At 72.8% G+C, this 25707-nt stretch carries 14 protein-coding genes and 1 riboswitch; of the genes, 5 read left to right on the top strand and 9 right to left on the bottom strand.

Annotated elements, in window-relative coordinates:
- Window positions 1–603: 603 nt before the first annotated feature.
- Complete coding sequence (locus P3T29_RS30105) at window positions 604–1512, bottom strand: hypothetical protein (RefSeq protein ID WP_280719850.1); 909 nt, start codon at window positions 1510–1512, stop codon at window positions 604–606.
- A gap of 607 nt (window positions 1513–2119) precedes the next feature.
- A riboswitch (M-box (ykoK) riboswitch) is annotated at window positions 2120–2300 on the top strand.
- A gap of 320 nt (window positions 2301–2620) precedes the next feature.
- On the opposite strand from P3T29_RS30105, the gene P3T29_RS30110 reads away from it, so the two are divergent.
- The 4 genes from P3T29_RS30110 (at window position 2621) to P3T29_RS30125 (ending at window position 5959) form a co-directional block, all read left to right on the top strand.
- On the top strand, window positions 2621–4264 hold the full coding sequence (locus P3T29_RS30110; RefSeq protein ID WP_280719851.1) for a divalent metal cation transporter: 1644 nt from the start codon (window positions 2621–2623) through the stop codon (window positions 4262–4264).
- 91 nt (window positions 4265–4355) lie between these two features.
- Window positions 4356–4691 (top strand): hypothetical protein, encoded by a 336-nt coding sequence (locus P3T29_RS30115; RefSeq protein WP_280719852.1) that lies wholly within the window; start codon window positions 4356–4358, stop codon window positions 4689–4691.
- A gap of 47 nt (window positions 4692–4738) precedes the next feature.
- A complete protein-coding gene (locus P3T29_RS30120) occupies window positions 4739–5212 on the top strand; it encodes a winged helix-turn-helix domain-containing protein (RefSeq protein WP_280719853.1) in 474 nt (157 codons plus the stop codon).
- Between the two features lie 15 nt (window positions 5213–5227).
- The gene (locus P3T29_RS30125; RefSeq protein WP_280719854.1) at window positions 5228–5959 is read left to right on the top strand and encodes an MgtC/SapB family protein; all 732 of its coding nucleotides are present in this window, start codon (window positions 5228–5230) and stop codon (window positions 5957–5959) included.
- Here P3T29_RS30125 and P3T29_RS30130 read toward each other — a convergent pair whose 3' ends face one another.
- Both P3T29_RS30130 and P3T29_RS30135 read right to left on the bottom strand, forming a co-directional pair.
- Entirely contained in the window at window positions 5960–7567 is a 1608-nt protein-coding gene (locus P3T29_RS30130) for a divalent metal cation transporter (RefSeq protein ID WP_280719855.1), read from the bottom strand.
- 218 nt (window positions 7568–7785) lie between these two features.
- Window positions 7786–9141, bottom strand: coding sequence for a CBS domain-containing protein (locus P3T29_RS30135; RefSeq protein WP_280719856.1), 1356 nt, complete (start codon window positions 9139–9141; stop codon window positions 7786–7788).
- 372 nt (window positions 9142–9513) lie between these two features.
- On the opposite strand from P3T29_RS30135, the gene P3T29_RS30140 reads away from it, so the two are divergent.
- A complete protein-coding gene (locus P3T29_RS30140) occupies window positions 9514–11355 on the top strand; it encodes an LPXTG cell wall anchor domain-containing protein (protein ID WP_280719857.1) in 1842 nt (613 codons plus the stop codon).
- A gap of 96 nt (window positions 11356–11451) precedes the next feature.
- Here P3T29_RS30140 and P3T29_RS30145 read toward each other — a convergent pair whose 3' ends face one another.
- The 6 genes from P3T29_RS30145 to P3T29_RS30170 all read right to left on the bottom strand — a co-directional run bounded on the left by P3T29_RS30145 (window position 11452) and on the right by P3T29_RS30170 (window position 25573).
- Complete coding sequence (locus P3T29_RS30145; RefSeq protein ID WP_280719858.1) at window positions 11452–13284, bottom strand: hypothetical protein; 1833 nt, start codon at window positions 13282–13284, stop codon at window positions 11452–11454.
- On the bottom strand, window positions 13281–16757 hold the full coding sequence (locus P3T29_RS30150) for a DUF5682 family protein (RefSeq protein ID WP_280719867.1): 3477 nt from the start codon (window positions 16755–16757) through the stop codon (window positions 13281–13283). Before P3T29_RS30150 ends, P3T29_RS30145 begins: the two co-directional genes overlap by 4 nt.
- A gap of 50 nt (window positions 16758–16807) precedes the next feature.
- A complete protein-coding gene (locus tag P3T29_RS30155; RefSeq protein ID WP_280719859.1) occupies window positions 16808–17944 on the bottom strand; it encodes an AAA family ATPase in 1137 nt (378 codons plus the stop codon).
- The gene (locus tag P3T29_RS30160) at window positions 17941–23007 is read right to left on the bottom strand and encodes a hypothetical protein (RefSeq protein ID WP_280719860.1); all 5067 of its coding nucleotides are present in this window, start codon (window positions 23005–23007) and stop codon (window positions 17941–17943) included. Before P3T29_RS30160 ends, P3T29_RS30155 begins: the two co-directional genes overlap by 4 nt.
- On the bottom strand, window positions 23004–23858 hold the full coding sequence (locus P3T29_RS30165) for a DUF4132 domain-containing protein (RefSeq protein ID WP_280719861.1): 855 nt from the start codon (window positions 23856–23858) through the stop codon (window positions 23004–23006). The genes P3T29_RS30160 and P3T29_RS30165 overlap by 4 nt, the downstream gene beginning before the upstream one ends.
- 116 nt (window positions 23859–23974) lie before the next feature.
- Window positions 23975–25573 (bottom strand): CocE/NonD family hydrolase, encoded by a 1599-nt coding sequence (locus tag P3T29_RS30170; protein ID WP_348532874.1) that lies wholly within the window; start codon window positions 25571–25573, stop codon window positions 23975–23977.
- Window positions 25574–25707 lie beyond the last annotated feature (134 nt).

Below are 25707 nucleotides of genomic sequence, written 5' to 3' on the forward strand. Positions count from 1 at the left end.
ACACCCGCGTTGAGCGGCACGACAACCTCCGGAATAGGGTGGTCCCGTGCACTGCGTCCTCGCTGTGTTTTTACTACTAAAGGAATCTCCAACCCGAACCACAAAGGATTCAGGCCGGGGATGTCAACATATCTGGCGTTGACTTTTGGCACGCTGTTGAGTTCTCAAGGAACGGACGCTTCCTTCAAGCCGCTCTCGCAAGCTCTCCGGGCGCTTCGTTCGTTCTTTCGTGTTTCCAGCTTAGCAGATGATTTCCGCTCCGTTTTCCGGAGTTTCATTCGCCGTGCTGCGCTTTCCGACGTCCCAAACTTTAGCCGAACCCCGCTCCATAAAGCGAATCCGGCCGCAATCCATATAAACGCGCACGACAACCGGCCCGTACGAATACGGGAAGAGCGAAGTGGTGGTTCAGAGGATTGGCCGCCCCGGGACCGTCCGCGCGAATGCGTGTCCAGTGCTCCCTGTCGGGCGACTAGGGAACACTACGCCCGACAGCCACCACAGGCAAATCTCGGCCTTCGTCCCCCGTCGGAGACAGCGCCGGCCCGGCTGCCGACCCGAAAGGGGTCGACGGCCGGGCCGGCGGGGCAGCAGTGAACGAGGTCAGCTGACGGTATTGGTGGAGCTGAGGCGCACCGCCACGGTCTGGGAGGCGGTGACGGTGTTGCCGTAGTCGGAGTCCGTCGTGGTCGCCTGGGCCGCGACCTCCACGAGACCCTTCTGGAAGGGAGTCGTCCCCGTGGGGTCGGCCACTGCCTTCCAGGCCACCGGGGCGCCCGGAACGCACTTCACGGACGTGCTGTAAGGGCCCCGGTTCAGGACGCGGTTCTTCACCTGGGTGACCAGACCCGCTACCGCGACCTGGGCCGGCTTGTTGCAGCTGACGGTGCCGTGCACGGTCGCCTTGCCGTCCAGGGTGCTCGCCGTCCCGGCGACCGCGACGCCCAGACCGAGGTCCAGCACGGCAGGCGGGGCGGGGTTGTCGATGTGGACGGTGCCCCGCAGTGCGGCGGCGCCTCCCTCACAGTGCTGCTCGTACGTGGCGTCGAGGGCCTGCACGTAGCCGTACGGCCCGAACAGCACCTTGGAGACGGTGAAGGAGCCGGTCAGCGTGTTGCAACCGCGGCTGTTCCCCCAAATGGAGAGGCCAGGCACGGTCGCGCTGTTGAAGGGGTAGCGGGTGGCACCGCTGTAGACGCCGGGCGTCAGCGTCTTGCCGGCGGGCGCGGCGAGGTCGAGATTCCAGTAGTCGCCGTTGGCGCCGTTGACCGAGATGCCGATGTGCTGCTGGTCTGCGCCGGCCGAGACATTGAGCTTGTCCTGCGACGCGGTGGAGTAGCTGTAGGACTGTCCGCCGCTGATGTAGTCGCCCGCGTCGCCGCTGAAGCTGAGCGTTCCCGTTCCGACGGTCTGCGCGTGCGCGGCGGCTGTCGTCAGCACGGTGGTGCCGACAGCCATACTCAGCGCCAGCCCGAAGCCTGCTGCGGCCCGGACCAGAGCATGTTTGGACATGGTGAGCTTCATGGTGTTCCCCCCATGGTGATGTGAACGGCCGATGATCGGCGGCCTCCCGCTGCCGGCCGAGAAGGAGTCTCTCAGCCGATGGCCCGTGCGACAACAGTCTTTTGTGCCAACGGGATTAAGAAGCCACCGGAGCAGGCGGAGCCGCCCGGCGGGTCAGTGTTCCAAGGTCACTCCATGGCCCCCTCGACAGAGGAACGGACGGCGGCTGCCGGTTCGCAGCACGTGCCGCACCCGGCTCCCGGCCTGCTGGGGCTGAGCGTCGGCGAGGGCCAGGACGGGCCGCCACTGGCTGCTGGACGTGGGCTCGGCGGGATCCGACACCGCGCGGCGGACTCGGGCGCAGCGCGGATGCGGGTGACCGGCGGGATCGCATACCCGCTCCCGGTCTCCGGTGCCCCGACCGCACTCGGTGACGGCACCTGGTTCACCCGCTCCGAAGCAGGCGACCGCGCTGCGCCTCTGGCACATCGAACCCCTGACTGCACAGGAGAATTGACGATCAGTCAGTGACTGTTGAGCCGGGAAGCCGATGTCAGGATTCCATAAATATGGTCGCCTCGGACCGGAGGTAGGGCTAGGATGGTCGAGGTTTAGTAAGGCACCTCGTTCGGTGAGGCGTCTTCACGGACACAGGCCACTGACCCCACGACGTCGAGAGACGCCCAGGTTCAGGACAGATCTTCCCGACCTAAGGGTTGATCCCAAGTGGCTTCCGGCTCGCGAGCGAGTCGGATCACGCCGTGAAGTGCCAAAGCTCTGACGAGTTGGGGTGAGCCGGCAGCAATCTTTCAGCGTGTCGGCCTGCTCCTTGCCGCGTCGATATCGCGCACATTGTGCGCACCGGCCGGAAGGAGGCGAGTGACATGGATTCGAGCAGTAGTAGTCCGGGCCATCATCGGCCCCACACCCGCCTGTCCGCGCTGTTCCCCGGCACGCGGTAACCACCTTCCCTGCGCGCTTCTCCCGCGCCAAGTCCCAAGCACCGTACGGCCATTGGCCGGACCGGTCCGTTGGGCTGCGCGCTCGCACCGCACTCGCAGGGCGGATTGCTGCTGCGTGCCCTCACCGCCCCCGAGAGGGGCCCGGGAGGCACCACATGACCAACGCCACGCTCAACTCCACTGCTCCAGGCCCGCGCACCGCCGTACTGGACGACGCCCACGTCGGCGACATCCAGGGCGCGATGGGCACCATCAAGCTCGGCGACCACGGCGAGCGCCGTGGACTGTCCGCCAAGCTCAAGACGCTGCTCGCGATCGTCGGCCCCGGCCTGATCGTGATGGTCGGCGACAACGACGCCGGCGCGTTCTCCACCTACGGCCAGGCCGGTCAGAACTACGGCACCCAGCTGCTGTGGACGCTGCTCCTGCTCGTCCCCGTCCTCTACATCAACCAGGAGATGGTGCTGCGGCTCGGCGCCGTCACCGGTGTCGGCCACGCCCGCCTGATCCTGGAGCGCTTCGGCAAGTTCTGGGGCGCGTTCAGCGTCATCGACCTGTTTCTGCTGAACGCGCTGACCCTGGTCACCGAGTTCATCGGCATCACGCTCGCGACCGGCTACCTGGGCCTGCCCAAGGCCGCCTCGGTGATCCTGGCGGCAGTGGTCATCATCGCCTCGGCGTTCACCGGTTCGTTCCGCCGCTTCGAGCGCGTCGCCATCGCGCTCTGTGCCGGCTCGCTGCTGCTGGTGCCGATCTACTTCATGATCCACCCGAAGAGCACGCAGATGGCCCACGACTTCTTCGTCCCGGCCATGCCCGGCGGCACCGGCGCGCTGTCCACCGTGATGCTGCTGATCATCGGCATCGTCGGCACCACCGTCGCCCCCTGGCAGCTGTTCTTCCAGCAGTCGTACGTCATCGACAAGCGCATCACCCCCCGCTTCATGAAGTACGAGAAGGCCGATCTCTGGATCGGCATCGTCATCGTCGTGGTCGGTGGCGCGGCCCTGATGGGCTTCTCCGCCGCCGCGTTCGCGGGCACCGCCGGTTCCGGTAACTTCACCGACGCCGCCGGCGTCGCCCAGGGCCTCGCCGACCACGCCGGAAAGGTCACCGGCGTCCTGTTCGCGATCGCCCTGCTGGACGCCTCGATCATCGGCGCGTTCGCCGTCTCGCTCTCCACCGCGTACGCCATCGGCGACGTCTTCGGCATGAAGCACTCGCTGCACCGGGGCGTCGGTAACGCCAAGGGCTTCTACGCCGTCTACGCCGGCCTGGTCGGGCTCGCCGCCACCATCGTCCTGATCCCCGGCTCGCCGCTCGGCCTGCTCACCCAGGGCGTCCAGGTCCTGGCGGGCGTGCTGCTGCCCTCCGCCTCGGTCTTCCTCCTCCTGCTCTGCAACGACAAGGACGTCCTCGGCCCCTGGGTGAACGGCCCCAAGACCAACGCGTTCACCGCCTTCGTGGTCGGCGTCCTGGTCACCCTGTCGGTCATCCTGACTGCCTCCGTCCTTTTCCCGGACATCACCGCCGGCACGATCCTCGACATCATGGCCGCCTGCGGCATCGCCGGGGTGCTCGCCGCCGGGTACGCCTTCACCCGCAAGCGCACCGCCACCGCAGAGGACCCGATCGACCGCACCGGCCGGGACGAGTGGCGGATGCCGCCGCTGGAGACGCTGACCAAGCCGGTCATGTCCACCACCCGCAAGCTCGGCATGGGCGCCCTGCGCACGTACCTCCTGATCGCCATGATCATGGTCGTATTCAAGCTCGTCCAGGTCGCCATCGGCAGCTGATCCCCGGGGGCGGCAGGCACCACACCCCTGCCGCCCCACACCACCGAGCACCACTCAGCACCACACCGGAGGAAACCCGGAGGCCACACCCATGCGCCACGCCCAGCACATGACGGCCCGCGCGACCCGGTCGGCACACAGCTGTCCGCAGGTACGCCTGGCCCTGCACGACGGGGCCGAACAGGCCTACCGCCTGGACGACCCCGGCACCTGCCCGAAGTCGGGTGCCACGAACACCGCGCTCTCCGCGTACGACCCGCGCGTGCACCTCGCCTACCTGCTCGCCCGTCAGGGCCACCACCCCTACTGGCTCGCGCAGTTCGCCGACCTGCCGCTGCCCGCCGCACACCGCATCGCCGAAGCGGCCAGATCAGCCGGAGCAGTCGAAGCAGACGGAACAGCCGAAGCAGCGGCCGATCGGCCGTGACGGCCTCGCGCCCGGCCGGTACCCATCGACACCCGAAAGAGGCAGACATGTCCCTGCGCTACCCACGGGTCCACCTCATCTTCTCCGACCGCCCCACAGCGGTGGTCCCGGTCCGCTACCGCCCGGAGCCGGCCGACGAGCTCTCCCAACCGCCGCTCCAGGCGGCCGGCCTGGTCGTCGACCTCGACCAGCGGGCCGTCACCGCCGGCGGGCAGCCACTCGAACTGACCTACATGGAGTTCGAACTCCTCGCTCATCTGGTGGCCCGTCCACTGCGAGTGATGTCGCGCCGTCAGCTGATGGACACCGTTTGGGGCCAGCCTGGGACACATGACACCCGTACCGTGAACACTCACATCGCCAGGATCCGGCGCAAACTGGGCCCCGCCCACCGCGCCAGCATCGCCACCGTGCGCCAGATCGGTTACAAGTTCGATCCGCGACTGGCTCCCCCGGGCCAGGCCAACGGCGCACAGCCCCCGTCCAACGCTCCGCAGCAGCAGATGCAGGTGCAGAAGTAGTAAAGAGGTGCCCTCGTGCACACCCTGACCACGCTCGACTTCCTCGTCCGCCTGGCCACCGGCGTCGGTTGTGGCGCCCTGATCGGCGTCGAACGCCAGTGGCGGGCCCGGATGGCGGGCCTGCGCACCAATGCCCTGGTCGCGACCGGCGCCACGCTCTTCGTCCTCTACAGCGAGGCCGTCGCCGACACCGGAAGCCCGACGAGGGTCGCCTCCTACGTGGTCTCCGGCATCGGCTTCCTCGGTGGTGGCGTGATCCTCCGCGACGGGGCGGGCGTACGCGGGCTCAACACGGCCGCCACCCTCTGGTGTTCGGCCGCCGTCGGAGTCCTGGCAGCGTCGGGCAAGTTGACCCTCGCGCTGCTCGGGACGCTGGCGGTGCTGGCCGTGCACCTGGTGCTGCGCCCGGCCGGACGGCTGCTCGACGGAGTGCCCGCCGCAGGAACCGACCCCGACGCCAGCGTGCGGGCGACCGTACACCTGGAGTGCGAGCGCCGTGCGGAGACCCACATCCGGGCCCTGCTGCTGCAGGCTCTCACCGCCTCCGGGCTGGCTCCCACCGGCCTGCGTGCCCGCCGGGAGCGGGGTGAGATCACCAACCTGCGCGCCACCGTGGAGATCAGCGGCGACGTGGCACACGCGCTGGAGCAGGTCATCTCGCGGCTGTCGCTGGAGCCCGGGGTGAGTGACCTGCACTGGCACCTGGAGGAGGAGCCGAGCCGGACGGAGCGTGAGGCGCTCGCCTGATCATCCGCTCAGCTGCACGGCCTTGACGATCAACAGGACTGCGGCGACGACCAGGTAGCCGCGCAGCAGGCTCATCCCCAGCTTCAGTCCGGGCGACCAGACCACAGGTTCCAGCAGGGCCAGCGGTGGCATCCGCCAGGTGGCCCGCTCGGATCGGGGCACCTCCCCGACCCCCGCCCCTGCCGCCGGCTCGGCCAGGGCTTCGCGCCGGCGTTGGACGCGCAGTACCAGGCCGGCCGCCAGCAGACCGACCAGCAGGACGGCCGACAGCACCTCGGCGACCAGCGTCGTGTTGAGGGCGGGAAACAGAGTGGTCGCCACCAGGACCCCGGACAGCATGAGCAGCACCGCGATGATCACCGAGGCCAGTAGGTTGAGCCAGCGCGGGTTGATCCAAGGACCCAGTACCGCACGGTCGTTGCAGAGCAGCAGCAGGAAGACGCTCGCGGACGGGAGCAGCAGCCCGGCCAGGGCCTGCACGCTGGTGGTGATCAACCCGAGCGGCGCGCCGGGGATCAGGACGATCGCGGCGGCGAGCAGGACCATCGCGGCGTAGCTGCCGTAGAAGGCCTTCGCCTCACCGAAGCTGCGGTGCAGGGAGTGCCGCAGGTTGAAGACGTCGCCGAACGCGTAGCTGGTCGCCAGCGTCACGGCAGCGGCCCCGACGATGGAGGCGTCGAGCAGCACGACCGCGAAGATGGCGCCGAGCGTACGGCTGTGGTCGCCGAGACGCTCGGCGACGCCGAGTGCATCGGTGAACTTCCCCATGGCGGCGGTCCCGGCGACCGCGTAGTCGGCGATGATGATGATGGCGACGGCGCCGCCGACCACGACCAGCGAGCCGAGCACGGTGTCGGCGCGTTCGTGGCCGATGAAGCGCGGGGTGATCCGCTTGTCGATGATGTTGGACTGCTGGAAGAACAGCTGCCAGGGCGCGACCGTGGTGCCGACGATCGCGATGATCAGCAGCACCGCGTCCGAGGTGACGCCGCCCTGCACCCCGGGGACGACCAGGTGGTACGCGGCCGAGGCGTAGTGCGGATGGCAGAGCAGCGCCAGCGGCACGAGGAGCAGGCTGACCGCGATGAAGGCGAGCATCGCCCGCTCCCAGCGGCGGAAGCTGCCGCTGGCGGTGATCGCGACCAGGGCCAGGGCCGCGACGGGCACGGCGAGGTACTTGCTGACGCCGAAGTAGCTCAGCGCGAGCGAGACGCCGATGAACTCCGTGACGATGGTGAGGAAGTTCAGCACGAACAGGTCACCGACGCTGAACCAGCCCCAGAACCGGCCGAACCGCTCGTTGATCAGGCGGGCGTGCCCGACGCCGGTGACCGCGCCGAGCCGCACCACCATCTCCTGGTTGACGATCAGCACCGGGATGAGCAGGAGCAGCACCCACATCAGGCTGTAGCCGTAGTTCTGGCCCGCCTGGGCGTAAGTGGCCACCCCACCCGCGTCGTTGTCCCCGACCATGACGATCAGTCCGGGGCCCAGGATCGCCAGGAAGGTGAGCAGCCGCCGCTTGAGGCTGTGGCTGGAGTCGTCCTCGTCGAGGCGGATCCGGCCGAGCGCGCCTTCGATGTCGCCGAGGTGCGCCTCGTCCAGCACCGCGCTCGCACGCGCGCTGGGGGCGGGAGCGGGCTCTACCCGGGCAGGCTCTACCGGGACGGGCTCTACCGGGGCAGGCTCTACCGGGACGGGCTCTACCGGGGCAGGCTCTACCGGGACGGGCCTCTCAGCGACGGGCTTCGCCGGAACGGCCGGTGGCGGGGTGGGTCTGCCCGCGTCGGCCGGAGGCGGGGTGGACGAGGGCGGCTGCTGCTCGGTCATCGGGGCGGCTCCTGGGAGCGCGCCGCACCGTCGTCGGCCCGGGCGGTGCGGGCTGTGCGGAGGGTGTCCGGCGGTGGGGCGACCTCGCGGTGGCGCCAGTCCTCCGGGAGGGTGGCCTCCAGTACGTCGTCCACGGTGATCACCCCCAGCAGGTTCCGCTCCTCGTCCACCACCGGCAGGGTGAGCAGGTTGTAGTCGGTCATCAGCAGCGCCACGTCCACCAGGTCGGTGTCCGCGCCGACCCGGACGGGGTCGCTCTCACTCACCTCGCCCAGCAGGGCGTCGGGGTCGCCCTGGAGCAGGACGACCAGCCGGGCCACCGCGAGCAGCCGCCCGTCGCCGTCGATGCTGTACACGCTGGTCAGGGCCTCGGTCTGGAGGCTTCGGGCCTCCGCCACGGCGGCCACCGCGGCCCGTACCGGGGTGTCGGCGGCGAGGGCCAGGAAGTCCATGCCCATCAGACCGCCCGCGCTGGAGGGGTTGAACCCCATCAGGGTGAGGACCTTGGTGCGCTGCCCGGCCGGGAGCAGGTCCAGGACCGGTCGGCGGCGGCGTTGTGGCAGTTCGGCGATGGCGTCCGCAGCGTCGTCGGCGCGCATCCGGGACAGCACGTCCGCGATCTCGGCGTCGGTGCGCGCGCCGAGCAACCGGGAGGCGCGGTCCTCCTCCAACTCCTCGAAGACGTCCGCCTCGAGTTCCGGGTCCTGGTGCACCCGGCCGAGGATCTCGTGCTCCTCCTCCTTGGAGGAGTCCTCCAGCAGGTCCGCGATCTGGGCCGGCCGCATCCGGCGGATCCGGGCCGCCGGGCCGCGCTCCGGGGCGCTGAGGCTGTGGCCGATCAGCGGTTCGAAGGCCTTCCAGTCCCGGTACGTCTGCCCGGCGGTGCGATCCCCGAACAGGCCGAGCAGCCGGTGGGGCCGGTGCGTGTCCACCCCGGCGACCAGCAACAGGCCTTCGTGCCAGGTCAGTTCGACGTCCGAGGCGCGCACCAGACGAGCTTCGGCGACGTCGATCAGCCGGTGGCCGAGTACGTCGGCGCGGAGCAGCACCTCGCCCTCGCGGCGTTCGAACGGGCGGAGGCCGACCTTGGCGCTGGTCAGTTTCAACGCCTCGTCACCGAGGGAGCCGACCTGTTCGAACGGCACGAACAGCTGCCGCCCGCCGACGCCTGCCACCAACCCCGTCACCTGCGGGTAGTCCACGCCCCTGAGCCGGACGATCACATCGGCGAGGCGACCCAGCGAGTGGCCCTCCCGGTCCTCCAACGGGCGCTTCAGCAGCGCCGACAGGCTCAGCACGGGCGGCGCGTCCGCGCGCGCGGGTGGTCGTGAGGAGGACGGACTGACGTTCACCACTGTGCCTTTCGCAAGGATCGGTCCCACTGCCCCGGCACCCGACGATGCCCGGCGTACCGGACGCCCGACCAGGACCATGCCCCACCGACACCGAACCATCACAACCCGTTACCACCGATGGGCGAACACCGGGCCGGCCGCGCCGCCCCCGACCGGCACGCCGCCCTCCCACTGCACCCGTTCGGGGGCGATGTTGGTCGCTTCGGGTGAAAAAGCAGCCGATCTACGTCATTTTCCATGCCCTGATCACTCTTGTCGTACTTCATCCCTCATCATCCGAATCGTCAACTACTGCCAGCCACAGGGAGCAACTGTGAGTTATGGGAAGCGGGCACTTGCGGGTTCGGGCGAGGTGATCCGATGAGGGGCATGCGCCGCTGGGTCCTCCCGCTCGTCGTGCTCTGCGCGTCGAGCAGCGGTCTGATGACCGCCGCACTGCCGGTCGGTGCGCAGGCGAGGATGTCCACGCAGGCATCACCGCCGGTCGCCACGGCCCCCGAGGCCGCCGACACCTCCGCTTCGATGGCGACTTCGACGGTGCCCGCTCCGGCGCAACCCGCAGCCGTGGCACCGGCCGTGGCGCCGGCACCGGGCTCGGCACCCGCGCAGGCAGCGGCACCCGCGCCCGCGCAGGACCGGGGCGACGACGGGGACTGGAACGACAAGAAGTACTGCCATCTGAAGATCCTCAAGACGGCGGACCGTGACTTCTACCTCCCCGGCCAGAAGGTCACGTACACGATCAAGCTCACCAACGACGGCGACGTGCCCATCACCGGGGCGGTCGTCACCGACGACCTGTCCGGCGACCTCGCCGACGCCGTCTACGACAACGACGCCACGGTCGGAGTCGGCCAACTCTCCTACAACGCGCCCATCCTGACCTGGACCGGCGACCTCAACCCCGGCGACAGCACCTCCGTCGTCTACAGCCTGACCGCCGACAACCCGGACAACGGCCCGATGCGGCTGCGCGACGCGGTGACCGGTCCCCCGTTCAGCAACTGCCCGATGGGCACCGAGCCCGGCTGCCACGTCGAGCTCGGGTCGCCGCACTGGACGGTCGCCAAGTCCGAGGACAAGACCGACGTCGAGCCCGGTGACGTGATCCACTACACGATCACCGCCACCAACGACGGTACGGTCGACTTCGTCGGAGCCCGCCAGGCGGGCCTCGAGGACGACATGTCCAAGATCGTCGGCGAGTCCGTCTACGACGCGGACGCGACCGCCGACATCGGGACGGTCACCTTCCAGGCGCCGTCCTTCGTCATCTGGCGCGGCGACCTCCCGGCCGGTGCGACGGTGACCATCCACCTCTCGATCACCAGCCAGGCCCTCAAGTCGGGCGACACCGAGCTGGTGAACATCGTCCGCGCGCTCTATCCGCACCACGGCGGGACCGACCTGAGCAACCCGCTACCGCCGCAGACCCGCAGCGGAGGGGTGCCGGCCGACTTCCAGCGGAGCCTTCCGGCCCTCCGGCTGCCGAGCCGGCGCGACGACACGCACGTCCCGCAGATCCCGGCCTGCACCGTCGACCCGGCGACCGACTCCTGCTTCGTCGACGCCGACGAGCCCACGTTCGTCGTCGCCAAGTCGGTGGACCACACGGTGGCGCACCCGGGTGACGTGGTCACCTACCGGGTCGAGTTCGGCAACACGGGCAACGACCAGTTCCCGGCCGGCGAACTGCCGGTGGTCACCGACGACCTGACCCAGGTGCTGGACGACGCGTCGTTCGTCACGGGCTCGCTCGCCTCCTCCGTCCCGGCCGCGTCCTTCGACCCGGCGACCAGCAAGATCACCTGGACCGGTCAGCTCACCTCGGGCCAGCAGGGTTACTTCACCTACCAGGTGCGGGTGAACAACCCCTACCACGGTGACTTCTCGCTCGACAACGTGGTGGTCTCGGAGAAGTCCACCGACTGCAAGACGGGCTCCACCGACACCCGGTGCCGCACCCACGTCCCCGTCGTCGTGCCGGGCCCGGGTGGTTCGCCGTCGCCGTCGCCGTCGCCGAGCCCGAGCAGCAGCTCGACCCCGCCGGCCCCGCCGAAGCACCATCAGAAGCCGCACGGCCCGCACGGGAACGAGCTCGCGCACACCGGCGCGAGTGCCACCCCCACGGTGGTCGCCGTCGCCCTGACGCTGCTCGTCGCCGGCAGCGGGCTCTTCCTCCTGACCCGCCGCCGCTCACGCAAGCACTGACCCGACCATGACCGTAGGGCCCGACCGTCAGACGGTCGGGCCCTACGGCTTTTCCAACCCACTTCGCCTTTCTCCTTGCGTGGTAATGGAAAATCGTTAATTCACCGTCGCCCCGAGCCATCCGGCCGAACAGAGGGCGGTGGCCAGCTCCTCCTGGTAGCAGGCTGCGGCCAGCCACCCGCGTGCGAAGGCGAGTTGGTCGTCGGTGCGCAGCCGGCCGAACACGTCCCGGTCCTGCTCCGCCGCAGCCGCCCGGAGCGCGGCGAGGAGCTGAGCCGCCGTACCGAGGCCCGCCGCTCGCAGTTGCCGGTCCTCGGTGGCGCTCTGCCCGAAGCCGGCCGCCAGGGACCGGCGGCCGCTGGTCACCACCTGCTCCAACCGGCGGGTCAGCAGGTGGACGGGAGGCTGTGTCGCGCGCAGGCCCGGCGAGACCACCGGGGAGGCCGCCGGGGAGCACTCGGCGGGCTCCGACAGCAGGTCCGGCGGCAGGTCCGCGCGCTGCAAGCGCTCCAGGCCAAGGCTGATCCGGCCCTGACGTTCCGCCGGCAGACCGAGCGTCGCCTCCCCCGGTACGACTCCGGCCGCCAGCAGGCGGAGCCGGGGGTGGGCGGCGCGTTCCAGGCGGCCGACCACGCGTAGCCGCAGGCCGGGCTCCGAGGCCAGCAGGGCGAGGTTGGCCCCGAAGGCGAGCTGCGGGTCGTCGCCGGCCGGAAGCAGGGCGACCGTCAACCCGGCGCAGTCGGCCAGGAGTTGCGGGCCGGGCGAGCCGGGGACCCGGCCGGGGCCGAGGACCGTCACGTCGAGAAAGAGCAGGTCCGACCCGGCCGGGCGCAGCTCGTACGGCGTCCGTTCGGCGGTCAGGGCGCGCTCCACCTGGGCGGCGACCGGCTCCTCCCAGAGCCCGGCGACGGGCGGCTCGTGCCAGCCCGCTCCGGCGGCGCGAACCGCCCGGACCCCGCTGCCCGCACCCAGCCGGCCGGAGACCGTCCGGGTGGCGCCCTGGACGACCAGACCTGCCCGGGCCAGCTCGCGGTGCGAGAGCGTGGCGTCACCAAGCCGGACGGGACGGCCGGCGGCGGCCTGGGCGAGCCCAGCGGCCTCGGCGGGAGCGGCGTGCGGGGTGACGTCGGAGACGGTGGCGAGCCGGCCGTCGCCGTCCACCACCCAGACCATGGCGCCGGCGTGGGTGGCCGACACGATCGGTTCGGCGAACAGGCCGTACAGGCGCAGCCCGCCGACGTCCCGGTAGGTCTGGCGCGGTACGCCGCGCAACTCGTCACCCGGCGTACCGGTGCCGAGCAGCGCGGTGGCCACGTCGAGCAGGTCGCGGTAGGAGGTGCTCAGGTCGGCGAGGCGGTGGTCCGGCTCGGCGGCACGGGCGGCGCGCAGCTGGGAGACCACGGTGACGGCGAGGGCGGCCGGCCGGTACAGGCCGAGCAGCCGGGCCTGGTGGGCCGTACGCAGCAGCTCGGCCTGCAGGACGCCACCGGCTCCGCTCACCCCGGCGGCGAGGGCGGCGGCGGCGCACCGCCGAAGGCAGGCGATCGCGTCGGCCTCGCCCGGGGTGAGCGGAGCCGGTGGCGGAACGTCGCGTTCCTGGGCTTCAGCTGACGGAGCGTCAGAACATGTCGCCTCCGCCACAACGGCGGCGGAGACGAACGCGGCGCGGTGGAGGCAGGCGGGGGCCAGCAGGCAGCCGCACCGGACGTCGTCGGCCGTCCGGACCACGCCGCCCGGGGCGTGCAGCAGCAGGGCGGCCTCCTCGTCGATCTCGACCCGCCACTCGTCACCCGTCCGGGTGACCGGCCGGTCGGCGAGCTTGGCGGCCGCGCCGTCCAGCCGCTTCTGCAGCCGTGGCGACAGTGCGGACACCACCTCCGCGACCACCTCGGGGTGCACCGAGGGCCACTGTGCCTGAAAGCCTGTCAACGGATCTTCTCCCCCACCCAGCGGGCCAGTTCGAGCGGACTGAGCGCCGCCACCGGCATACCGGCCGAGACCAGTTGCTCGGCGACAGCCTTCGAGTAGCGGGCCTTGCCGGTGTCGTCCAGGGCGGCGCAGCCGAGCAGGCGGCACCCCTCACCGATCAGGGCCCGGGTCTCGGCGAGCAGCCCGCCCAGCGGATACCCCTCCTCGAAGTCGCTGACCACCGCGATCAGCGTGCGGGACGGCACGGTGACCAGCTCCCGCGCGTGCCTGAGGCCGGCCGCGATGTGCGTGCCGCCGCCGACCCGGACCTCCAGCAGCAGCCCGAGCGGGTCGTCCACGTGCCCGCTGAGGTCGGCCACGCTGGTCGAGAACGCGACGAAGTGCGTGGTCAGGGAGGGCACTCCGGCCAGGATCGCGGCCGTCAGCGCGGCCCAGACGGTGGACGCCTCCATCGAGCCGGAGACGTCCACCACCAGGATCAGCCGCCAGTCGTTGGCCCGGGCGGCCCTGGTCCGGAAGACCGGGCGTTCCGGGACGACGACGGTGGCGCCGTCCTCGCCCGGCCGGGCGGTCGCGAGGTTGGCCCGGATCGTCCGGGCGAGGTCGAGGCGGCCGCCGGGGCGGCGGCTGGGCCGGGGCAGGGTGATTCCGGTCAGGGCAGGGCGCAGGGTGGTGGCGAGTTCGCGGGCCAGCTCGTCCACCAGCCTCCTGACCAGGGGGCGGAGGGCGGCGAGCCGCGCCTCGGGCAGGCCCCCGGCGTGCTGGAGCACCGTGCGGAGCAGCTCGACGGAGGGCCGGGCGGCCTCCGGGGAGAGCGTCTCCAGCACGTCGGTACGGCCCTGTGCCACCGCTGCGGCGAGTACCTCCTCGCGGAGGCCGGGCCCGAACAGGGCCGCCAGCTCCTCCGACCACTCCCGCACCCCCGGGTACGGCGCTTCGCGGCCACCCCGGCCACCACCGGTCAGGTCGGGGCCGGAGCCCTCGCCCCGGCCGGAGCCGTACAGCTCGTCCAGCGCCGTGCCGAGCCGGGCGGCGCGCCCGGTGAGGCTGCGGCCACTACCGGGCCGGCCGAGCACCAGCCGCCAACGGTCGGCGGCCGGGAGCGCGTGTTCGAGCGCGTGTTCGGGGTCGGGCGGAGGAGTGTGACTGTCCGACGAAGCGTCAGTTTCAGCTTCATTGGCAGGAGTTGATGGCATCAGGCCCTTGGCCGAAAGGATCTGACGTATAGTCAGGTCGGCCCTGGCCCAGGCGGCGAGGTCGGCCGGGTCGGCGGCGTCCGGCAGGGTGTCCACCTGCTCGCCCTGCTGCTCCTCGATCACGGCGAGCAGCCGGTCGCGGGCGGCCGGGCTGAGCGTGTCGAAGCCGCCGCGCAGGGCGGGCAGCCGGTCCAGGAAGGCGTGGTCGGGGAGCTGGGCTACGCGTTCCAGCAGCGCTTCGAGCGCGGCCGGGGCCGTGGCGAGCAGGCCCTCGGCGGCGGTGAGCAGGCCGGTCAGGGACCGGGTGAGCGTCACCCGGCTGCCGGGGGCGGTGGCACCGTCCACCCAGGAGGCGACCCGTCCGCCGAACTCGGCGGGCTCCTGGTGGCCGAGCAGCACCCGGACGGCGCCGGCCGCGCCCCTGACCAGTGGCGAGCCCTGGTCGGCGAGGCGCTCCAGGAGGTGGCCGAGCCGGCGGCCGCCGAAGGTGTCGGCGCGGCTGGCGAACTCGACCAGCGCCCGGGCGTCGGCCGGGTCGTCGGAGCCGCTGAGCCCCTCCAGTCCTCGGACGGCTGCCGTGGTGAGCAGCTCGGCGGCCTCGGCGGCCGGGCCGAGCAGGTCCGCGACCGCCTCCCGGCCGGCCAGGTGTCCGGCGGCCAGCCGGTCGAGCAGGGCCAGCCCGTCGAGGAGTTCGGGGAGGCCGGCCACCGCCGGGACCTCCTCGGTGAGCTGGGACAGCCGGGCGGCGGACAGAGTCGGCAGGGCGCACCCGGCGGCGTCGGCCAGGCCGTCGATGATCTGGCGCGCGGTCGAACCACCCTGCTCCCGCTCACGGCTCAGCCGTTCGCGGAGCGTGCCCTCGGCAGCCTGACCCGGCGTCACCCCGCGCACTCCGGAGACCGTCAGCATGGCGGCGACGGCGGGTGTCCACTGCACCCGCCAGCGCGAACCGAGCGCGTCGGTGCCGCCCGCGCCGGTGACGGCCACCCGCTCGCCGTACGGCACGCCGCAGACCTCGAGCCGGCGCAGCAGCAGCTCGCGGCGGGCGTCGAGGGGCGAGCGGAGCGGGTCGAGCCGCAGGTCGCGCGGCTGAGGGTCCGACTTGGGGCCAGTCCGAGCCGGGCCCGGCAGGCCGAGTTCGGCGAGCAGCGCCTCGACGGCCGGGCCGAGGCCGCTGCGCGGTGCGGCCGGGGTGGGGGTGCCCGTGCGGGTGCCGACCAGGACGCGTTCGAGGGCCTGGGCGACGGCCCGGCCGCGCCCGAGCGGCTCGCCCTGGGCGAGCACGCTCTGGACGGCCTCGACCAGCTCGCCCCGGCCGGGTGCGGGCAGCCCGCGCAGCCGGGCCAGGTCGCCGGCCAGCCGGACGATCTCGCGAGCGTCGGCCGGCCCGGAGGGGTGGCCCTGGCCGCGCAGCGCGTCGCAGATCCGGACGGCGGTGCGGACGAGTCCGGCCGACAGGCGGTCCGGGTCACCGGCTGCGGCCAGCACGGTGTGCTGCCACTCCGGATCGCGGATGCCGGCGGGGTAGCCGGAGCGGGAGTCGAGCAGCCGGTAGGTGTACGGGATCAGCGAGATGACCTGCTGCGATACGGGATCAGGAGCTGCAGGGGTGTCGAGAGCCGGGGCGTCGAGCAGCAGGGCCGGCGCGTGGAAGGAGCCGATCACGGCGGCGACCCGGCGGCCGCCGGCCGAGGCGGCGCGGAGGCACTGCCGCATCCAGGCCTCCCGGCGCAGGTCGAGCGGGTCGATGCCGGTACCGGCGTCCGCCCGCAGGGCCCAGCCGACCAGCAGGGCCGCCCGGCGTACCTGCTCCGGCGTGCAGCCGGGGGCAGGGGCCTCGACCAGGCGGTCCCAGAGGTCCTCGTCCGCGCGACCCGTCAGCCGGCGGCCCAGGGCCTCGGCCAGACCGGCGGTCTCGCCGCCGCCCGTCCGGCCCGGCAGCGTGCGGTGGGCGAGCGGCAGGTCGCAGGCGACGGCCGGCACCCCGTGACGGGCCGCCCAGCGCAGGGCGGCCAGCTCGGGCGAGAAGTCGGCGAAGGGGTAGAACGCGGGGCCCGCGCCCTCCTCCCCCGTGGCGGCGGCGAGCGCCACCGGTGCCGTGGTGCGCTCGTCCGCCAGCAGGCCGAGCCAGGGCTGGAACTCCTCGGGCAGCTCGACCAGCAGCACCTCCGGGCGGGCCGCGTCGAGCAGTGCGGGCAGCACGGCGGCAATCGAGGGGGCGTGGTGGCGCACCCCGATCAGGTACGGCCCGGGCGTGCCCGTGCCTGAGGAGGCCAGGCGGTCGGCCTCGGCCTCGACCTGCGGGCGGACGTCTCTGGTCACGGCAGTCAGCCCTCCAGTGCCGGGCGCAGGTCCCACAGGGTGCGCCAGGTGGCGGCGCCCTGCTCGGCGCGGCGGCGGACCGGGCCGTCCCAGTAGCCGAGCAGCCGGGCGGTGTCGGCGGGATCGTCCTTGCGGACCACACCGACCAGCTGGCCGGGCAGCCGCCCGAGGATGTCGCCGTCGCCGTCGAGGTAGGCGGCGGTGACGCCGAGCGCGGTGGCCACCGAGACGGCCTCGGCGGTGCTCATCACCGTGGAGGGGCGTTCGACGTCCCAGCCTTCGACGGACCGGCCGGTGCGCAGATCGCGGAAGGCCGTCACCAGCGCCTCCAGCACGGTGTCGTCCACCGCGAACGGCGCACCCGCCCGGGCGACGGCGGCGGTGGACTGACGGCGTACCAGCTCGATCTCCGCGTCCAGGCTGCCGATCGGGCCGACCGTCTCGAAGTTGAAGCGCCGCTTGAGGGCGGCGGACATCTCCGAGACGCCCTTGTCCCGCAGGTTGGCGGTGGCGATCAGGGTGAAGCCGGGTGCGGCGTGCAGCTGGGCGTCCTCGCTGCCGGCCAGCTCGGGTACGGCGATCCGCCGCTCGGAGAGCAGCGAGACCAGCGCGTCCTGCACCTCGGGCAGGCAGCGGGTGACCTCCTCGACGCGGGCGACCGCGCCGGTGGTCATCGCGGTGAGCACCGGCGAGGGCACCAAAGCCTCCCGGCTCGGGCCCTTGGCGAGCAGCAGGGCGTAGTTCCAGCCGTACTTGAGCTGGTCCTCGGTGGTGCCGGCGGTGCCCTGGACGGTCAGCGCGCTGGTGCCGCAGACGGCGACGGCGAGCAGTTCGGAGAGCATCGACTTGGCCGTGCCCGGCTCGCCGACCAGCAGCAGGCCCCGCTCGCCCGCCAGGGTCACCACGCAGCGTTCCACCAGGGCCCGTTCGCCGACGAACTTCGCTTCGACGGCCAGGCTCTTCCGGCCGTGCTTCAGCTTCTCGCCGTCGCTGCCGAGCACGAAGGTCACGACGGCTCGCGGGGTGAGCAGCCAGCCGGGCGGGCGCGGGCCGGAGTCGTAGGCGGCGAGGAACTCCAGTTCGGCGGCGTACTTGTGCTCGGGCAGGACGATCTGGCGGTCCGTCGAGGTGGTGGTGGTCATCGGCGGCCTCTCTTCCGGTCGTTGGTCTTCAGTTCCTCGTAGCCGGGCAGCTCGGCGTCGGCGATCCGCTGCCAGGCACGGGCGAACAGCTCGGGCACCGGCAGGGGCGGCAGGATCAGCTGGTCGGCCGGGAGCCGGTACAGGCCGGCCTTCCAGAGCTCCACCGGCAGGCCGGGCGTTCTGGCCTCCTGCCAGCCGCCGGGCAGGAAGAGGCTGCGGCCGGCCCGGGCCCGCTTGGCCTCCAGCACGAGGTCGGTGGCGGCGAGTGCGGCGCGGGCCCGCTTCAGCCGGGTGGGCTTCCAACCCGTCCAGCGGGCCGTGTTGCGGTCCGTCGGGTCGGGGAGGGCGAGCAGTTGGAGGTAGAGCGCGGCGGCGTCCTCGTCGATCCCGTACGCCTTGGCGGCCTCGCCCACCAGAGCGGGCACGCTGCGCTGCGGGTCCTGCGCCCAGCCGGCGGGTTCGTCCGGTGACGATCCGTCGGCGACCAGCCGGGTCAGCTCGTCGCCGAGCAACTCGCGCACGGCCGTCAGATCCTCCCGGGCGGAGTGACCGGACACCAGGCCGTCGAGCAGGTCGAGCAGGGGCAGCCCCGGCGCGCCGGTGAGTGCGGCCGGGCGCAGGTAGACGAGCTCGCCGTAGCGGCCGGGGGCGATGGCCAGGGCCTCGCCGACGACCAGCAGGCCGTCGCCGCCCGCGCCGTCGGCCTCTGGCAGCCCATAGTGGGCCCGCAGCACGTCGGGCAGCGACTTGTCGTTGACGGTCGAGTGCCGCTCGAGGGAGAGCAGCAGACCCGGGTCGGCGATCCGCTTGCGGAGTGCGGCCAGGGCCACCGGCAGCAGCGGACGCAGGTCGTCCCCGTACGGCAGGTGATAGGCCAGCCAGCGCAGGGCCCGGACGGCGCTGCCCAGCTGCCGGTTGCCGGGTATCGCGGCCGGGTCGTCGGGGACGAGTTCCCTGCCGTCGTCCGTGCCGCACACCCGCTGGGTGGTGACGCGCGACAGCCACGGGGTGCTCGCGGGGTTGAGGAGCTGCTCGATCGCGCCGATGCTCGCGCCCTTGACCGTGGCCTGGAGGTCGTCGGGGAGAGCCACCAACCGGCCGCGCCGCTCCAGCCAGCACTCGGTGGCGGCGCCGGCCGCCAGGCCGGTGCGCCACAGTTCGGCCGGGTCGGCAGGGAGCAGGGCGGCCTGGACGGCAAGCTGGTCGGGCTGCGGGACGGAGCGCAGCCAGTCGTGGGCCGCACCTGCCTCGGTGGCCTTCAGCCCGAGCAGGGCGAGCTGATCGGCCGTCAGGAACCTGTCCGGCCAGCCGCGCAGGCCGGGCGGCGCGGCGAGCAGCAGGGCCGACCTGGCCCGGCCGATCCCGGTGGCCGCGTCGAACTCCTCGGCCCGCTCGGGCTGCCAGGCCACCGGGCCGTGCTGCCGGAGCAGCGCGGTGAAGTCGGCGATCCAACGGGCCGGCAGCTCGTCGCGGACGCGCCGCTCCTCGACCACGTTGAAGTGACCGACCGGGGTGAACTCTCCGGACGGGTCGTGGTCCACCGCGATCCAGCGCACCTCGTCCCCGCCGTGGTGGCGCTGGTGGGCCAGCACGACCACCGTGCGGTCACCGTGGCGCAGCACCTGACCGATCCGGGACGGCGCGTTGGCGGGTGTCAGGCCGCCGTCACTCTTCTCACCGAGCGTCACCTGACGGAGCGCCGGTCCACGGTCGCCGAGCCAGCCCCTGGTCAGCTCGTCCAGCAGCAGCGCCAGCGCGGCGCCGGCCGGCTCGCCGGTGGTGGGCGAGGCGGCGGCCAGCGCGATCGGCGCCGTCCGGCCGAGCAGGTGGAGCCAGCCGTAGTACCCGCTGCCGCCGCGCAGTGCGAGGGGCTGCGGCTCGGCGGTCCAGCCCGCCGTGGCGGGCGCGCGCTGCTCGGCCAGCACCTCGGTGACGGCCCGCAGGTTGGCGAGGGAGTGCCACCAGATGCCGGTCTCGCCCCAGCTTCTGCCGAAGCCCTCGATGCTGCCGAAGACGCCCTCCAGCGCGTCCCGCAGCTGCCTGTCGTGCCCGTGCTCCGGCTGGTAGGCGGCCGGAGCCGGGGTGTCGGCCTCGGGCTGCGGCAGTGGCGCGTAGCGGGCGGCCCGGACGGCGGTCTCGGTGGCCAGCCGGGCGAGACCGGCCACCCCGAGGACCAGCGACGGGTGCGTCAGGCCGGGCAGCACCTGCGCGGCCGCCTCGACCGGGACGAGCTTGGCGGCCCGGCTGCCCGCGACCTGCCTCGGTACACCCTGGATCAGCAGCAGCTCCGGGCGGCGCGGCGGGGTGACGTCCTCGCCGTCCAACGGCCAGGCAGCATCGATCAGTTCGGCCGCCTGCCGGTCCGTGACGGCGCGCAGCAGCCGGGAGCCCGCCTCGTCGCGGGGCCGCAGCGCGTGCCAGTGGTCGGGCGGCGGCACCAGGGCCGTCCCGGCGGCGTGCAGCTGACCCGGGTGGGAGGTGGTGAACGAGGCGAACACCTCGGTGCGCGCACCGGTGCCGTCCAGCGGGCCGAGCACGAAGTCGCGGTTCTCCGCGATCACCATCAGCGCGGCGCCGCCGGGCAGGTCGAGCCGGCCCGCCGGGTACCGGCTGTGGGAGGAGCCCGCCTGCGGCAGGGCGACGGTACGGCCGTCGGTGCCGTGGAAGACCACCCGGCCCGCGCCGCGTCGCACCGAACCGCCGAGTACGGTGCCGTCGGTACCGAACGGGCTGCGCTCGAGCCCGGGCTGGAGCGGCAGCAGCCGGGAGGCGTGCGGGTCGAGCCGGCCGGCCGGCTCGCCGCCGGCGGCGGCGGCGAAGAGCGGTGGGACGGAGCTGCGGCCGTGGGTGCCCGTCGCCGGGTCGTACTCGGCCAGGCTCTCGCCGCCGCTGGTGCGGCGCAGCGTCCAGTACCCGGTGCCGTCGCCCAGCACCGGCCGCTCGGGCGGCATCGCGGTGTCCCCGGCGTGCAGGACCCGGCCGCCGGTGGCCCGGCCGCCGCCGGGCAGCGGCAGCGACGTCGGACCGGTGTGCTGGGCGCCGTAGTAGTAGCCGGCCAGCCGCTCGCCGGTCAGGGCGAAGACCTCGGTGGGCCGGCCCGACCAGTACGCGACCTGCTTGCCGCTGTCCATCCAGGCGACCAGCAGCTCGCCGTCGACGTACCGCAGGCGGGGGCGGTTCCAGTGCTTGGCGTCGGCGGGCGTGCGCAGGTCGTGTTCGAGCAGGACGCCGTCCGGGCCGACCACCACGGCCTTCGCCTGGCGGACCAGGATCAGTGCGGGCCAGGCGTCCTCGAGCTGCAGGCCGTCCTTGTGGTCCCGGCCGGGGGCGACGCCGGGCTTGGCGTCGTCGTAGCCGAGCAGGCGCAGCCCCTCCTCCAGTGCGGGCCAGCCTAGTTCGTCCAGCAGGCCGGCCCGCAGCGTGCGGCCGAGCAGGGCGGCGACGTCCAGCCCGGCGATCCGGGCGGCGGCCTGCGGGTTCGCGAGGGCGAGCGCGTGGCGCACCGGCCCGAGCGTGACCAGCAGGTCGTACGCGCCGACGAGTCCGCGTGCGGCCAGCAGCTCGTCCGCCCGGTCGTCGGCCCATTCGGCCAGCAGCAGTTGCAGCACCGGGTACTGCTCGACGCGCGGGCCGGACCCGGCGCCGTGGCCGGTGCCGAAGACCGGCGGGATGGCGTTCTTCAGGGTGTCGCGGAAGCGCGGGTCGGCGGCGACGGCCGCCAGGGTACGGCGGCCGGGATCGCCGTTCGTGAGCCAGACACCCAGGCTGAACGACATGTTCTGCGCCGGGTCGGCGACCGGTACCCGCTCGGCGAGCAGCAGGTCGAGCAGGTTCATCGCGGTGGGGTGGCCCTGGGGCAGTTCGACCGGCGCGCCCTCGGTGCGCAGCCGCTCCGCCATCCGGCTGGCCAGCAGCAGCGTCGCCTCGCAGCTCGGGCGGGCGTGCCAACCCCGGTTGAGGTGGGCCGTCCAACGCTGCAGCCAGCGGGCGGCGGGCTCCGCCCGGACGGCCTGCGGATCCGTCAGGAGCAGCTCGGCGCCGCTCTCCCCGAGGATCTCCAGCCAGGCCGTGTCGGTGGCTTCGTGGTCCTTGGAGCCGGACGAGGTGGGCAGGATCTCCAGCAGCCGGGCGCGGACGGCCTCGTCGCGGCGGGCCAGCTCGATCAGCGGCGCCCGCCAGGACTTCCAGACCCCGGCCGGGGTGCGGCCGATGGCCGGTGAGGGCAGCAGTTCGGCGAGCAGCTCCTGCTCCTGCTCCCGCTGGTCGAGCCCGGCGGCCTTGATCAGCGCCCGGGCGTCCTCGGCGATGCCCGCGTAGGGGGCCATGCCGGCGGCGGAGCGCTCCGCGCACAGCTGGCGGAACCGCTGCCAGGCCGTCCGCGCGTCGAGCCGGGCGGCCAGGTCCTTGACGTACTGGCGCAGCGCCTTGACGGTGAGTGCGCCGCCGAGAGCGAACTCCAGGAAGACGGCGCGCAGCCGCTCCTCGTCGATCTCCAGGTTGAAGGTGCGCTCGGCCTCGCGGGCCTTGCCGAAGTACGTCGCCGCGTACGTCTGGTTGCCCTGGCCGAGGAAGATCCGCCCGACCTGCTCGCAGTAGGTGGGCAGGAAGTGCGGCACGGCCCGCCCGAGGCGGCCGGCCAGCTCGTCGAAGCCGTCCTTGGCGTGGCCCGGCTTGGACTTGACCTGGCGGGCCAGCCGCTCCATCTCCTTGACCACGGCCAGCGCGTGGTGGCCGTTGGCCGGGTCGTGCACCAGCGCCCAGGCGGGGAAGCCCAGTGCCTCCTGGCGGACCTGGCCGACCTCGGCCGGCTGCTCGGCGGCGGCCAGGCCGAGGAACTCGCACGCGAGGTCCTCGGCGGGGCCGAGCGCGCCGGGCACCAGCCGGACCACCGTGCGCCCGTCCAGCGCCGGGTGCCGGTAGCTGCGGGCGGTGAGCACGTCCACCGTGCTGTCGGGGCCGCCGGCGCCGGCCAGCGTACCGGCGGGCAGGACGGCTCCGGCGTCGAGCAGACGCTCGGCGCGCCGGTCCGTTACCTGACTGTCAGTCAGATGATTGGTCGTCATGCCGACTCCTCCCCTTCGATCGTGCGGCCGGCGTGCAGCGCGGCGGCCATCCGCATACCCTCGGACCAGGCGACCGGGCCGACCTGGGCCACCGGTATCAGCCGGCCGTCCGGGGCGGCCCAGCCGAGCGAGCCCGTCTCGCACTCGTCGTACTCGTAGTAGTCGCCCACCCAGAGGCGGGCCTCCAGCGCGCGGCCGCCCTCGACCAGCGGCGTGACGGCGTGACCGCCGCGCACCCGGTACCCGAGGCGGGCGCAGCGGCCGACCAGCTCGCGCAGCTCCTTGTAACGGGCGCCCGCGTAGGTGTCGACCTGGGTGGCCGCCGGGTCGAGATCGGCCGGGCGCCGCCAGACCTCGCGGTGCAGCTGCTGGAGCCGCTGCGAGACGCCCAGCTCGACGGCGAACTCGCGCAGCTCGTCCAGGTCTTCCAGTAGCACCGGGTGGGCGATCCGGATCTCGGCGTCGGCGAGCCGCACCGTGTCGCCGTCCAGATCGACCACCCGGATACCGCGCTCCGGGTCTGCGTCGCGCAGGAACCCGGCCACCGCGCCGTCGCCGCCCGTCACCACCAGGTCGCGCAGCACGGACTGCCACGCCTCGTCGGCCCAGACCGCCGTGATCACCGCGGCGGGCACCGGCAGCGACCGGACCATCCACCGCTCCACGTCGGCCAGGCAGTCCCGCTGGTGGGCGGCCAGCCACTCGGCCAGCTGACGCAGCCCGGCGACCACCGGGTCGTCCCCCAGCTTCGACGGCACGGTCTTCAGGCGACGGCCGGCCGCGTTACGACACGCGACCTTCCCGTCCGATTCAAGGGTGACTTCGTAGTCCCCCGCTGCCAGCCACGCCATGACAGTGCCTCCCAGCTGCTGTTCTCTAGCTGCGGAGAAAGCTAGCTGGCCCCACCGACAACCGAGCACCCGCCCCGGACTCCGTCGACCCCACGGGTCGGCGCAGGCCCCGCAGCTCAGCGCAGCGGCAGCGTCAGCTCTGACGGATCGGCAGCGGTGGAGCCGAACGTGACGCTGCTGCCGAGCGGCGTGCGACCGCCGTACACCGGGTCCTTCGTGTCCAGGACCAGGGCCAGCCGGTGTCCGGCGGGCAGGTCGTACGCGGTGGTGAAGAGCTGGACGTCGAGCGGGAAGGCCTGCCCGGGCTGCCGGCCGGACCAGCTCTGCGGGGCGTGCGAGATCAGCTTGCCCAGCCCGAGGGCGTTCACGTCGTAGAGATAGGCGAACACCGTGCCCTCCGACGCCGACGCGGTGACCTCGGCGTGCAGGTGCGCCGCGCCCCGGATCCGCTGCGCGGCCGGGTACGGCGCCGACTGCCAGACGGCACCGGCCGAGCGCGGCAGCAGCGGGACGAGGACGGTCGGCGGCAGGGCGGCGACCTGGTCGAGCAGCCCGGACAGTACGGGCGCGCCGGCGTCCGCGCCCGAGTCCGTGCCGCCGACGACGGACGTCTGCCAGCCGCTCCCGGCCGCCGCCGGGCCGCCGAGCGCCCCCGTGCCGAGGAGGTCCGGGCCGCCGAGCCGCAGGTGGCCGGTCCGGGAGCTGACGGCCTGCCAGTCGGGGTAGCTCTCCTGCGCGCCGGTCGGCCTGACCGTCAACTGCACTGCCTGCTGGTGTTGACCGCTGCCGGAACCCTTGAGCTGCTGGTCGAGCCAGCCGAGCGCGCTCGTCCAGGTGAGGTTGTCCAGCCCGAGCAGGCTCGTCAGCTCCTGGGTGGCGTGGTCCCCGGGGCGCAGTTCGAGCCGCTTGGGGCCGGTCAGCCGCTGGTAGAAGTCGCTGATCTGGCTGGGGTTGAAGACGCTGTCGTCCCAGGCGCTGGCCAGGAAGACCGCCGTGCCATGGGCGTTGATCCGGTCCAGGTAGGTGGCGGGGGACCTGGTCCGCGCCCAGCTGACCACCTCGGGCATGTCGTGGTCGGCGAAGACGTCGGCCAACACCCGTGCGAACTCAGGGCTCTTGCGGCCGGTCGGCGCCTGGATGGCGGCGAGCAGGGCGGCGGCCCCGAGGTGCCTGGTCTGCCCGCTGTACAGCGAGTCGGCCAGATCCCCCCAACCACTCATCGCCGCCACCGCCTTGACCCTCGGATCGAAGGCCGCACCCATCAGGGTCAGTCCGCCGCCGAGCGAGAGACCCACCATGCCGATGCGCTGCGGGTCGGCGGGTGTGTGGGCGAGGGCCCAGTCGATGACCGAGGACACGTCGGCCACGTCCGTGGGCCCAGCGACGTCGATCTCACCCCCGGAGAGCCAGAAGCCGCGCACCGTGTAGGTGACGGCGACGTAGCCGTGGGCGGCGAGCTGCCTGCCCTGGGCGACGTACTCCAGGTCGCTCTGCCCCCAACTGGCCGGCTGCACCACCACGGGGTACCGGCCCTGCCGGTCGGCCCCGGGCGTGCCGGGCGCGGGGGTGAACACATCGGCCTTGAGGACGATGCCGTCCTTCATCGGTATGTCGACCGGACGGAACGACGCGGTGGCGGCTGCCGCAGCTCTCGGGGCCGCCGACGCGGGAGCCGTGGTGAGGGCCCCGCCGAGGGCAAGTGCCGCAACGAGCACGGCACTTGTCGTACCGCGCCGGCCCCGATGTCCGGCGGTGCGGTGGGATCGCGTCATCGATGCTCCAGCAGAATCGGACCGCCGTGCCGCAGTGGCACCCGTGACAACCAGCCGTCCGGTGCGGTGATTCGGAG

This window comes from Kitasatospora sp. MAP5-34 (assembly GCF_029894335.1).
Classification (GTDB): domain Bacteria; phylum Actinomycetota; class Actinomycetes; order Streptomycetales; family Streptomycetaceae; genus Kitasatospora.

Coding starts and splice junctions, on each gene's coding strand:
- P3T29_RS30110 (WP_280719851.1), top strand. CDS start 2,621: ATGACCAACGCCACGCTCAACTCCACTGCTCCAGGCCCGCGCACCGCC.
- P3T29_RS30115 (WP_280719852.1), top strand. CDS start 4,356: ATGCGCCACGCCCAGCACATGACGGCCCGCGCGACCCGGTCGGCACAC.
- P3T29_RS30140 (WP_280719857.1), top strand. CDS start 9,514: ATGCGCCGCTGGGTCCTCCCGCTCGTCGTGCTCTGCGCGTCGAGCAGC.
- P3T29_RS30120 (WP_280719853.1), top strand. CDS start 4,739: ATGTCCCTGCGCTACCCACGGGTCCACCTCATCTTCTCCGACCGCCCC.
- P3T29_RS30160 (WP_280719860.1), bottom strand. CDS start 23,007: ATGACGACCAATCATCTGACTGACAGTCAGGTAACGGACCGGCGCGCC.
- P3T29_RS30165 (WP_280719861.1), bottom strand. CDS start 23,858: ATGGCGTGGCTGGCAGCGGGGGACTACGAAGTCACCCTTGAATCGGAC.
- P3T29_RS30155 (WP_280719859.1), bottom strand. CDS start 17,944: ATGACCACCACCACCTCGACGGACCGCCAGATCGTCCTGCCCGAGCAC.
- P3T29_RS30105 (WP_280719850.1), bottom strand. CDS start 1,512: ATGTCCAAACATGCTCTGGTCCGGGCCGCAGCAGGCTTCGGGCTGGCG.